The following is an 11,636-nucleotide window of genomic DNA, read 5'->3' on the forward strand; positions in this document are numbered from 1 at the left end:
GCCAGGCTCCGCCGCCGGCCGGCGGCGCGATGGCGGACGCCCTGCGCCGGGCCGGGCTGGCCGATCCGAAGGGCAAGCGGTAACACGCGGGGGGCCCGGTTTCCGTACTCCGCGGGGACCGGGCCCCTCTCGTACAGTGCCGGTATGGGCACCTCGCGAGTACTCACCTGGGACGTACCGGCGAGCCGGGGCTACGAGACCGCCTGGGCCGAACTCGACGGTGACGTCCTGCGGGCCCGGGGGCGGGCGGTCGGACGGTGCCGGAGCCGTACTGGATCACGTACGAACTGGACACCTCGCGGGACTGTGTCACGCGCCGGCTGCGGGTGACGGCCGAGACCGCCGCCCGCAGCCGCAGCCTCGATCTGCGGCACGACGGGCGGGGCGGCTGGACGGCCGACGGCGAGCGGCTGCCCGCCGTCGAGGGCGCGCTCGACTGCGACCTGGGCCTGTGCCCGCTGACCAACACCATGCCGGTGCTGCGGCACGGACTGCACCGGGTGGCCGACGAGCGGCGCCTGCTGGTGGCGTGGGTGTCCGTGCCGGACCTGACCGTACGGCCGTCGCGCCAGACGTACACCCATCTGGGGCGCACGCGCGGCGGCGGGGGCCGGGTCCGGTTCACCTCCGGGACCTTCCGCGCGACCTGGACGTCGACGCGGACGGCTTCGTCGTCGACTATCCGGGGCTGGCCACGCGCGTCGCGGGGTGAACCGGGGCCCGGAGCGGGCCTAGTGGTGCTCCGTCACCTTGCCGTCGGCGACCTCCAGGCGGCGGGTGACGTGGACCGCGTCCAGCATGCGGCGGTCGTGGGTGACCAGCAGGAGAGTGCCCTCGTAGGCGTCGAGCGCCGACTCCAGCTGCTCGATCGCCGGGAGGTCCAGGTGGTTGGTGGGCTCGTCGAGGACGAGGAGGTTCACTCCCCTGCCCTGGAGGAGCGCGAGAGCGGCGCGGGTGCGCTCGCCGGGTGACAGGGTGGCCGCCGGGCGCAGCACATGGTCCGCTTTGAGGCCGAACTTGGCCAGCAGGGTGCGTACCTCCGCCGGTTCGGTGTCGGGGACGGCCGCGCCGAACGCGTCCAGCAGCGCCTCGGGGCCGTGGAACAGCTTGCGGGCCTGATCGACCTCGCCGACCAGGACGCCCGAGCCGAGGCCGGCGTGTCCGGCGTCCAGCGGGACCCGGCCGAGGAGCGCGCCGAGCAGGGTGGACTTGCCCGCGCCGTTGGCGCCGGTCACCGCGACCCGGTCGGCCCAGTCGATCTGGAGGGTCACCGGACCGAGGGCGAAGCCGCCGCGCCGCACCTCGGCGTCGCGGAGGGTCGCCACGACGGCGCCGGAGCGCGGGGCGGACGCGATCTCCATGCGCAGGTCCCACTCCTTGCGCGGCTCGTCGACGACCTCCAGGCGTTCGATCATGCGCTGGGTCTGGCGGGCCTTCGCGGCCTGCTTCTCGCTGGCCTCGCTGCGGAACTTGCGGCCGATCTTGTCGTTGTCGTTGGCCGCCTTGCGGCGCGCGTTCTTCACGCCCTTGTCCATCCAGGAACGCTGGGTCTGCGCCCGGTCCTGGAGGGCGGCCTTCTTGTCGGCGAACTCCTCGAAGTCGTCGCGGGCGTGCCGGCGGGCCACCTCCCGCTCCTCCAGGTAGGCGTCGTAGCCGCCGCCGTAGAGCCTGATCTGCTGCTGGGCGAGGTCGAGTTCGAGGACCTTGGTGACGGTGCGGGTGAGGAACTCGCGGTCGTGGCTGACGACGACGGTGCCGGCGCGCAGGCCGGTCACGAAGCGTTCGAGGCGCTCCAGGCCGTCCAGGTCGAGGTCGTTGGTCGGCTCGTCGAGGAGGAAGACGTCGTAGCGGGACAGCAGGAGGGAGGCGAGGCCCACGCGGGCCGCCTGGCCGCCCGACAGGGAGGTCATCGGCTGGTCCAGGCCGACACCGAGGCCCAGGGAGTCGGCGACCTCCTCGGCGCGCTCGTCGAGGTCGGCGCCGCCGAGGTCGAGCCAGCGCTCCAGGCTCGTCGCGTACGCGTCGTCGGAGCCCGGCGCCCCGACGACGAGGGCCTGGGTGGCCTCGTCCATGGCCCGCTGGGCCTCGGCGACACCGGTGCGGCGGGCCAGGAAGTCCCGCACGCTCTCGCCGGGGCGGCGTTCCGGCTCCTGGGGCAGATGGCCGACGGTCGCGGTCGGCGGGGACAGGCGCAGTTCGCCCTGCTCCGGTGCGGTGAGCCCGGCGAGGAGCGTCAGCAGGGTGGACTTGCCCGCGCCGTTGGCTCCGACCAGCCCGATCACGTCCCCGGGGGCGACGACGAGGTCGAGCCCGGAGAAGAGGGAGCGGTCGCCGTGGCCGGCGGCGAGGTTCTTGGCGACGAGGGTGGCAGTCATCAGACGGTAGATCCTAGTCGTCCCCACGGTGTCGGAGTCACGGCGGTTTCGCCCCGTCGCCCGGGAGGCGGTGACCGGCTACCGTCCGTGCGTGGACACTCAGCGCAGCGGCGATGTGATCGTGGTCGGGGGCGGGGTCGTCGGGCTGGCGACGGCGGTCGTCCTCGCCGAGCGGGGCCGGCGGGTCCGGGTGTGGACCCGGGACCCGGTGGAGCGGACCACCTCGGCGGTCGCGGGCGCGCTGTGGTGGCCGTACCACATAGAGCCGATCGTGTCGGCGCGGACGTGGGCGCTGCGCTCGCTGGAGGTGTACGAGGAACTGGCGCGGTGGCCGGAGACGACCGGGGTGCGCCTGGTCGACGGGGTGATGGGCGAGACGGATCCGGACGACGTCGAGGTCTGGGCCGTCGGCCGGCTGGCCGGGCTGCGCCGGGCGACGACGGCGGAGTACGCCGGCGGGAACGCCGTCCGGGCCCGGTTGCCGCTGATCGACATGGCGGCGTATCTGCCGTGGCTGCGGGAGCGGCTGCGGCGCGCGGGCGGCACGGTCGAGGAGCGTACGGTGCGGGACCTGGCCGAGGCGGACGCGCCGGTGGTGGTCAACTGCACCGGCCTGGGCGCCCGCGAGCTGGCCGCGGACCCTTCCGTACGGCCGGTGCGCGGGCAGTTGGTCGTCGTGGAGAACCCCGGTGTCCGCACCTGGCTGGTGTCCACCACGCCCGAGGGTGAGATGGCCTACCTCTTCCCGCAGCCGGGTCGGCTGCTGCTGGGCGGTACGGCCGAGGACGACGTGTGGTCCCTGGAGCCGGACCCGGCGGTGGCGGCGGCGATCGTACGGCGCTGTGCGGCGCTGCGGCCGGAGGTGGCCGGGGCACGGGTGCTGGAGCACCGGGTGGGGCTGCGGCCGTCCGGCCCGCGGTGCGGCTGGAGCGAGAGGTTCGGCCGGACGGGCGGGTGGTGGTGCACCACTACGGGCACGGCGGGGCCGGGGTGACCGTGGCGTGGGGATGCGCGGAGGAGGCGGCCGGGCTGGCCGCCCCCTCCTGAACCGGCGTCCTACGGGAGGCGCTGCGTGTGCGTCGGGGCCTCTACGCCGTCCAGCGGCCCGGAGCCGGGCGTTGCCGTCGCCGTGCCGGCCGTGGCGGCGGCGAAGGCGCGGGCGCGCCGACGAACGGGACGCGGGCCGTGGTGCGGGACAGGTCGAGGGTGAGGGTCGGGGTGTCGGCGGGCGGCTCGACGAGGTCCTTGTCGGTGCCCGCGACGATCAGCGCCAGGCGGTGGCCCGCGGGGACGACATGGTCGGTGGCGGCCAGGTCGACGGTGATCGTGTACGCCTTGCCCGGCGTGAGCGGGACACCCTTGCCGGGGTCGGCGTGGGTGCCGAGGTCGGCCCAGCCGCGGCTGAGGACGGTGTACTCGACGTCGGCGGTCTGCGCCCGCGTCTCCTTGTAGCAGGCGCTGTCGCCGGCGGTGCTCGAGCCCCAGCAGGTGCGGTCGGTGAGGGTGGTGATCCCCTCTCCGCTCGCCGCGTAGTCGCGGACGGTGTCGGGGCCGAGGTCCACAAGGACGGCGGTCAGGTGGGCCGTGGGCGTGGTCGGCGTGGCGGTGACGGTGACGCGGGAGGAGCCGGACAGCCGCAGGTCACGGGTGAGGGGCACGGTGGTGAAGCCGCCTTGGCGGGGGGCGGGGTGTCGACGGCCGCGGCCCAGTCGGTCTCGCTCAGCCCGGGGTCGTCGGTGAAGGTCGCGGTGCCCCGGCCCTTGCGCAGGCCGAGGGTGCCGACGCCCGGACGGTCGCCGGCGGCCGGGCGCAGGGTGGCCGTCCGGGTGGCCCGCGGCGGCCAGACCGTGGAGGTCACCCACTGGTCGGGGTGGCGTTCGACGTCGGCCATGGGTTCGCGGTCGATCCCGTTGTCGTAGCCGAGGAGTTCGTGGTCGAACCAGCGGTGCAGGGTGTCGACCCAGGCGCCGCGGCGGAAGTCGAAGGGGTCGACGTGGCCGGTCTGGGAGAGCCAGATCTTGCGCTCGACACCGTGCTCCGTGAGGGCGTCCCACCACTGGCCGACGTGCTTCATCCGGACGTTGAGGTCCTGGAGGCCGTGTACGAGGAAGACGCTCGCCCTGACCTTGCTCGCGTCCGGGACGTGGTCGCGCTCGCTCCACAGGCCGGTCAGGTCGCCGGTGCGGGGCGCCCCGGCGACGAGTTCGCGCTGGACGGCGGCGCACTTGGCGCGGGCGTCGGGGCTGTCGACGTAGTTCGAGAGCCAGTCGGGGCCGGAGTCGTAGAGCGGGGCGCCCTGCTGGAAGTAGTAGTCGTACCAGGAGGAGATGGCGCTGATCGGGACGATGGTCTTCAGGCCCTTCACGCCGGTGGCGGCGACGCCGTTGGCGATGGTGCCGTCCCAGCTCTTGCCGATCATGCCGGTGCGGCCGTTCGTCCAGTCGGCGGTGGCGGTGGTGGTGCCGGTACGGCTCGTGTACGCCGTGGCGCGGCCGTTGAGCCAGTCGACGACGGCCTTCGCGGAGAGGATGTCGGAGCGGCCGCCGACGTCGACGCAGCCGTCGGAGCGGTTGGTGCCGGCCAGGTCGACGCCGACGAAGGCGTAGCCGCGGGGCACGAAGTAGTTGTCGTAGAACAGCGGCATCCGGACGACCCTGCCCTGCGCGTCGTACGTCTTGCGCTGGCTCTCGTTGCCGCGGCCGCAGCAGGAGTAGTAGGGGCTGGCGTCCATGATGACGGGCACCTTGCGGCCCTGCGCGGCGGGTTCGCGGGGGCGCACGATGTCGACGGCGACCCGGTCGGTGCGTCCGTCGCCGTCGCCGTCGAGGCGGGTGTCCACCCAGACGGCCTCGCGGACGGCGTCGTCGTAGGAGAAGACGGGTCTGCTCTCGCGCGGCGTGGCGTGGGCCGTCGTCGCCGGGGTGAGGAAGGCGGCCACCAGGGTGGTGATGGCGGCGGTCGCGAGCGGTCTCCAGATCGTGAAGCGCGTGCGTGTCGGCATGCGCGGGACGGTACAGGGGGCAACTCCCCTACAGAAGAGGGCGATTGGCCGACCTCTGGGACCACTGGGACCGCCGGGAGGCTCGGGCGAGAAGGTCCGCCGTCCCGATGGCGTCCGCCTCCGTCGACGGCACCGTGCAGGCGTACGCCCCCGCGACCGCGCCGTACTCGGCGCATCTGTGCGGGGGTTCGCCGGTGAGGCGGCCGTAGAGGAAGGCGGCGGCGAAGGCGTCCCCGGCGCCGTTGCTGTCCACCACCGGGGCCGGGGGCGTCGCGGGCGGTACGTGGGTCAGCTCCCCGTCGGCCAGCAGGTACGCGCCCTCGGCTCCGGCCGTGGCGACGACCACTTCGGCGCGGCCCCGTTCCACGATGCGGCGCATGGTCCGCTCGGGGTCGGCCAGGGCGGTCGTGGAGAGGAAGACGACGTCGACGGTGTGCGCGAAGGGCTCGTGGTAGGGGTTCTCGCCGTCCCAGTTGTGCAGGTCGGTGGAGAGGGTCACGCCGGTCTCGCGCAGGGCGGGCAGGGCGTGGGCGCAGGGGTGGGTGAGGGACACGTGCGCGTGCCGGCTCGTTGCGGCGAGGGTGCGCAGGGTGTCGGCGGGGAACCGGTCGTCGGGGTGGGCGCGGCTCGTGTCGTACAGGGAGAGGCGCCTGCCGTCGGGGCCGACCAGGTTGACGGCGCGTTTGGTGCCGGCGGGCTGCGGGACGGCGGTGAGGGCGATGCCCCTGTCCTCGTGCAGGGCGCGCACCAGGTCGCCCTCGGGGTCGTCGCCGAGGAAGTCCAGGTGATGGGTGCGCAGGCCGAGGGCGGTCAGGCCGAGCGCGACGAAGTCGCCCGTCTGTCCGGCCCGGGTGCGGACCCCGCTGTCGATCAGGTAGCTGTCGGCGTACGGGAGCGGCAGCTCCGGCACGTGCACGATGGTGTCCACCCCCGCGCCGCCCAGCACGAGCACATCGATGTCCCGGCTCACTTCGCGCCCTCCCCATGGTCGTGGACCGTGACCGCGATCCCCCGCTCCACGAGCCGCCCGAGAACGAGCGGCTCGACCGGTCCCACTTGCCGCCTGCCGGCCTGCGGCCCGGCGCTCCGCCGGGTGAGCGGTCCCGGTGAGTGGATGTCCCTCGCCGCGGGCCCACCGTCGCCGGTGTCCGCGGGTCGTGCGTGGCCGGTGTCCGCGGGTCGTGCGTGGCCGGTCGCGCAGTTCCTCGCGCCCCTTGGGGCGCGTCCACAGCCGTCCACCGTTGCGGGGTGGTGCTCCGGACCGTGGCCCTCATCCCGTGCCTCGGCCTCTCCGCTTCGTCGGGCCGGTCGGCTCCCCGGCTGTCGAGCGGGCCGTTGGCCGCCCTGGCCGGTGATCACGCTCGACGTCCACGGGTTTCACAGTACTGGTGTGACAGCGATACTGCTGCGCATGACGATCGAGACCGAGGAGCCGGCCCTCACGGTCGACGAGCTGGCCGCGCGCGCGGGGGTCACCGTGCGGACGGTGCGCTTCTACAGCACCAAGGGGCTGCTTCCGCCGCCGGTGATCGGTGCGCGCCGGGTGGGGCACTACGGCCCGGAGCACCTCGCGCGCCTCGCGCTGATCGAGGAGCTGCAACGGCAGGGCCTGACGCTGGCGGCGATCGAGCGCTACCTGGACCGGCTGCCGCCCGGACTCGACGCCCACGACCTCGCCGTGCACCGGGCGGTGGTGGCGTCCTGGGCGCCGGACAGCGTGAAGACGGTGACGCGGGAGGAGCTCGGGCGGCGGGCGGGGCGCGCGCTGGACGAGGAGGACGTGGAGCGGCTCGCCGCGATGGGCGTGCTGGGCGAACGGGCCGACGACGGCTCGTACCGCGTCGATGCCGGGCTGCTCAGGCTGGGCGTCCGCCTCCTCGACGTACCGCTGTCGCAGGAGGCGATCCTGGCGGCCCGCAACGTCCTGGTGGACCATGCGCGGACAGCGGCCCAGGAGTTGTCACAACTGTTGCGGGCGGATGTGGCGGAGCGGGACGCGCGGGCGGTGCGGTCGCTGTCGGCGCACATGCAGCCGCTGGTCGTGCAGGCGCTGCTGACGGCGTTCCAGCGGTCGCTCACGCAGGAGGTGCGGGAGTGGCTCGGGGAGCCGCCCGAGTCGGACGGCTCCCCGTGACGGGCGCGGCGGCTCAGCGCGCGTCCGTGAAGGTCTCACCCTTCTCAGCCTTCTCCACCAGCAGCGCGGGCGGAGTGAAGCGGTCGCCGTAACGGTCGGCGAGTTCCCGCGCGCGTGCCACGAATCCGGGCAGGCCGCCGTCGTAGCCGTTGATGTACTGCAGGACGCCGCCGGTCCAGCCGGGGAAGCCGATGCCGAACAGGGAGCCGATGTTGGCGTCGGCGACGGACGTCAGGACGCCTTCCTCCAGGAGCCTGACGGTGTCGAGGGCCTCGGAGAAGAGCATGCGTTCCTGCATGTCCACGAAGGGGATCCGCGCGTCCTCACGGGTGAAGTGCTCGCGCAGGCCCGGCCACAGGCCCACGCGCTTGCCGTCCTCGCCGTACTCGTAGAAGCCGGCGCCGCCGCTGCGGCCGGTGCGGCCGAACTCGTCGACCATGCGGTCGATGACGGCCTCGGCGGGGTGGCCGGGCCAGGTGCCGCCGGCCTCCTCGACGGCCCGCTTCGACTCGTTGCGGATCTTGCGCGGCAGGGTCAGCGTCAGCTCGTCCATCAGGGACAGGACCTTGGCCGGGTAGCCGGCCTGGGCGGCCGCCTGCTCCACGGACGCGGGCTCGATGCCCTCGCCGACCATGGCGACGCCCTCGTTGATGAAGTGGCCGATCACCCGTGAGGTGAAGAAACCGCGCGAGTCGTTGACGACGATCGGCGTCTTGTTGATCTGCCGGACCAGATCGAAGGCGCGGGCGAGGGCCTCGTCCCCGGTGCGTTCGCCCCTGATGATCTCGACGAGCGGCATCTTGTCGACGGGCGAGAAGAAGTGCAGGCCGACGAAGTCGCCCTGCCGCTCGACGCCCTCGGCGAGGACGGTGATGGGGAGGGTGGAGGTGTTGGAGCAGAGCAGGGCGTCCGGCTCGACGATGTGCTGGATCTCCTGGAACACCTTGTGCTTGAGCGAGGTGTCCTCGAAGACGGCCTCGATGACGGCGTCACAGCCCGCCAGGTCCTGCGGGTCCGCGGTGGGCGTGATGCGGGCGAGCAGCGCGTCCGCCTTCTCCTGGCTGGTACGGCCGCGCGAGACGGCTTTGGCGCAGAGCTTCTCGGAGTACGCCCTGCCCTTGAGGGCCGCTTCGAGGGAGACGTCCTTGAGGACGACGTCGATGCCCGCGCGGGCGGCCGAGTAGGCGATGCCGGCGCCCATCATCCCGGCGCCGAGGACGGCCACCTTGCGGACCCGGCGGGGCGCGACGCCCTCTGGCCGGCTGACTCCGGAGTTGACGGCCTGGAGGTCGAAGAAGAAGGCCTGGATCATGCTCTTCGAGGTCTGGCCCACGGCCAGTTCCACGAAGTAGCGGGCCTCGATGACCTGGGCGGTCTCGAAGTCGACCTGGGCGCCCTCGACGGCGGCGGCGAGGATGCCGCGCGGCGCCGGGTAGGGGGCGCCGCCCGTCTGCTTGCGCAGGGTGGCGGGGAAGGCGGGCAGGTTCGCCGCGAACTTGGGGTGGGCGGGGGTGCCGCCGGGGATCCGGTAGCCGGGCCTGTCCCAGGGCTGCTGCGACTCGGGGTTGGCGTCGATGAAGGCGCGGGCCTTCGCGAGCATCTCCTCGTGGGTGTCGGCGACCTCGTGGACCAGGCCGTTCTCCAGGGCACGCCGCGGGCTGTACTGGGTGCCCTGGAGGAGGACCTTGAGGAGGGCGTCGGCGATGCCGAGCAGGCGGACCGTGCGGACGACGCCGCCGCCTCCGGGGAGCAGACCGAGGGTGACCTCGGGGCAGCCGATCTTCGCGCCGGGCGCGTCCAGGGCGATCCGGTGGTGGCAGGCGAGGGCGAGTTCGTAACCGCCGCCGAGGGCCGCGCCGTTGAGGGCGGCGACGACGGGCTTGCCGAGGGTCTCGATGCGGCGCAGGTTGCGCTTGATCTCCAGGCCGCCGTCGAACAGTTCCTGGGCGGTGTCGGGGGTGACGCGGATCAGGTCGCGCAGGTCGCCGCCGGCGAAGAAGGTCTTCTTCGCGGAGGTGATGATGACGCCCCGGACGGTGTCCTTCTCGGCCTCCAGGCGGTCGGTGACCACGGCGAGGGAGGCGCGGAACGCCTGGTTCATCGTGTTGGCGGACTGGTCGGGGTCGTCGAGGACGAGGGTGACGAGGCCGGTGCGGTCCTGTTCCCAGCGGATGGTGGTGCTCTGTGTCATGACAGGGTCTCCGTAGAAGTCTCTTGGTTCCGCCGGGGTGGTCAGACGCGTTCGACGATCGTGGCGATGCCCATGCCGCCGCCCACGCAGAGGGTGGCGAGGCCGTAGCGCTTGTCCTGGCGCTCCAGTTCGTCGACGAGCGAGCCGAGGATCATGGCGCCGGTGGCGCCGAGGGGGTGGCCGAGGGCGATCGCGCCGCCGTTGACGTTGACCTTGTCCAGGGACAGGCCCATGTCCCGCACGAACCGCAGGACGACCGCCGCGAACGCCTCGTTGATCTCGACGAGGTCGATGTCGTCGATGGTCAGGCCGGCCTTGGCGAGGGCCTTGCGGGTGGCGGGCGCCGGACCGGTGAGCATGATGGTGGGCTCGGAGCCGGAGACGGCCACGGAGACGATCCGCGCGCGCGGGGCGAGGCCGTACCGCTCACCGACCTCCTTGGAGCCGACCGCGACGAGTGAGGCGCCGTCGACGATGCCGGAGGAGTTGCCCGCGTGGTGGACGTGGTCGATCTTCTCGACCCAGTGGTACTTCTGCAGCGCCACGGCGTCGAAGCCGCCCAGTTCGCCGATGTCGGCGAAGGAGGGCTTGAGCCTGGCGAGGGAGTCGGCGGTGGTGCCGGGACGCAGGTGCTCGTCGTGGTCGAGGACGACGAGGCCGCTGCGGTCCTTCACCGGCACGATCGAGCGGTCGAAGCGGCCCTCCTTGACGGCGGTGGCCGCCCGCTCCTGGGAGAGGGCGGCGTACTCGTCGACGTCCCGGCGGGAGAAGCCCTCGATGGTGGCGATGAGGTCGGCGCCGATGCCCTGCGGCACGAAGTTCACGGCGAGGTTGGTCATCGGGTCGTTGAACCAGGCGCCGCCGTCGGAGGCCATCGGCACCCGGGACATCGACTCCACGCCGCCCGCCAGGACGAGGTCCTCCCAGCCCGAACGGACCTTCATGGCGGCCAGGTTGACGGCTTCCAGTCCGGAGGCGCAGAAGCGGTTCTCCTGTACGCCCGCCACGGTGTCCGGCAGTCCGGCGGCGATCGCGGCGATCCGCGCGATGTCGGAGCCCTGGTCGCCGACCGGGCCGACGACGCCGAGCACGACGTCGTCGATCGCGGCCGGTCCAGGCTCGGAAAGCGCTCGCGCAGCTCGTGGATGAGCCCGACGACGAGGTCGATGGGCTTCGTGCCGTGCAGGGCGCCGCCTGCCTTGCCGCGCCCACGCGGGGTGCGGATCGCGTCGTAGACGTACGCTTCGGTGCTCACGGGGAGGCCTTTCGGTGAGGGTCGGGGAGCTGGGGGTCTCGGGGTTCGGCGAGCCGGGGCACGTCCCAGTCGCGGGCCACGGCGGCGGTGTCGGCGCCGGGCCGAGCGGGTCCGCCGCGCACGGCGGTGGGCGTCGCGGAGAAGCGGGGGGCGGGGGCGGGCGTGGGGTGATGCCGCCGTGGTCGGTGAAGGTGTTGCGGGCGGCGAGGTGCGGGTGGTGCGGGGCCTCGCGCAGCGACAGCACGGGCGCCACGCAGGCGTCGGTGCCCTCGAAGACGGCCGTCCACGCGTCGCGGGTGCGGGATGCGAAGCGGGCCGCGACGGCCTCGCGCAGGTCGCCCCAGCGGGTGAGGTCCGTGCGGGCGGCGTCGAAGCCGTCGAGGCCGAGGAGGCGTACGAACTCGTCGTAGAACCGCGGCTCCAGGGCGCCGACGGCCATGTGGCCGCCGTCGGCGGTCTCGTAGGTGCCGTAGTAGGGGCAGCCGCCGTCGAGGAGGTTGGCGGCGCGGCGGTCCTGCCAGCCGCCCGCGGAGAGCATGCCGTGGATCATGGCGGAGAGGTGGGCGGTGCCGTCGACGATGGCGGCGTCGACGACCTGGCCGCTGCCGTCGCGCGCGCGTGGTGCAGGGCGGCGAGGACGCGACGACGAGGTAGAGGGAGCCTCCGGCGTAGTCGCCGAG

General features: G+C 73.5%; 4 protein-coding genes and 5 pseudogenes. 3 read left to right on the top strand and 6 right to left on the bottom strand.

Translation table 11 applies throughout. The annotated features are described in order from the left end of the window. Nucleotides 1–257: 257 nt before the first annotated feature. Nucleotides 258–587: pseudogene (locus BM536_RS42315) on the top strand (putative glycolipid-binding domain-containing protein); the annotation flags it as partial. A gap of 144 nt (nucleotides 588–731) precedes the next feature. Here the strand turns inward: BM536_RS42315 and BM536_RS04450 are convergent. Next, entirely contained in the window at nucleotides 732–2,375 is a 1,644-nt protein-coding gene (locus BM536_RS04450; RefSeq protein WP_094102548.1) for an ABC-F family ATP-binding cassette domain-containing protein, read from the bottom strand. Between the two features lie 91 nt (nucleotides 2,376–2,466). On the opposite strand from BM536_RS04450, the pseudogene BM536_RS04455 reads away from it, so the two are divergent. Further along, a pseudogene (locus tag BM536_RS04455) lies at nucleotides 2,467–3,422 on the top strand (FAD-dependent oxidoreductase). A 9-nt stretch (nucleotides 3,423–3,431) separates the two neighbouring features. On the opposite strand, the pseudogene BM536_RS04460 reads toward BM536_RS04455, so the two are convergent. Next, nucleotides 3,432–5,376, bottom strand: a pseudogene (locus BM536_RS04460) (Xaa-Pro dipeptidyl-peptidase). 28 nt (nucleotides 5,377–5,404) lie between these two features. After that, entirely contained in the window at nucleotides 5,405–6,346 is a 942-nt protein-coding gene (locus BM536_RS04465; protein ID WP_073498641.1) for a PfkB family carbohydrate kinase, read from the bottom strand. 441 nt (nucleotides 6,347–6,787) lie between these two features. Here BM536_RS04465 and BM536_RS04470 point away from each other — a divergent pair, with 441 nt between their 5' ends. After that, on the top strand, nucleotides 6,788–7,510 hold the full coding sequence (locus BM536_RS04470; protein WP_073498643.1) for a MerR family transcriptional regulator: 723 nt from the start codon (nucleotides 6,788–6,790) through the stop codon (nucleotides 7,508–7,510). Between the two features lie 13 nt (nucleotides 7,511–7,523). Here the strand turns inward: BM536_RS04470 and BM536_RS04475 are convergent, their stop codons facing one another. The 3 genes and pseudogenes from BM536_RS04475 to BM536_RS04485 form a co-directional block, all read right to left on the bottom strand. Then, nucleotides 7,524–9,701: a 3-hydroxyacyl-CoA dehydrogenase NAD-binding domain-containing protein gene (locus tag BM536_RS04475; RefSeq protein ID WP_094102549.1), complete on the bottom strand. Its 2,178-nt coding sequence runs from the start codon at nucleotides 9,699–9,701 to the stop codon at nucleotides 7,524–7,526. Nucleotides 9,702–9,742: 41 nt separating this feature from the next. After that, nucleotides 9,743–10,956, bottom strand: a pseudogene (locus BM536_RS04480) (acetyl-CoA C-acetyltransferase). Next, nucleotides 10,953–11,636, bottom strand: a pseudogene (locus BM536_RS04485) (CoA transferase); the annotation flags it as partial. The pseudogenes BM536_RS04480 and BM536_RS04485, both read right to left, overlap by 4 nt.

Source organism: Streptomyces phaeoluteigriseus, from assembly GCF_001896135.2.
Classification (GTDB): domain Bacteria; phylum Actinomycetota; class Actinomycetes; order Streptomycetales; family Streptomycetaceae; genus Streptomyces; species Streptomyces phaeoluteigriseus.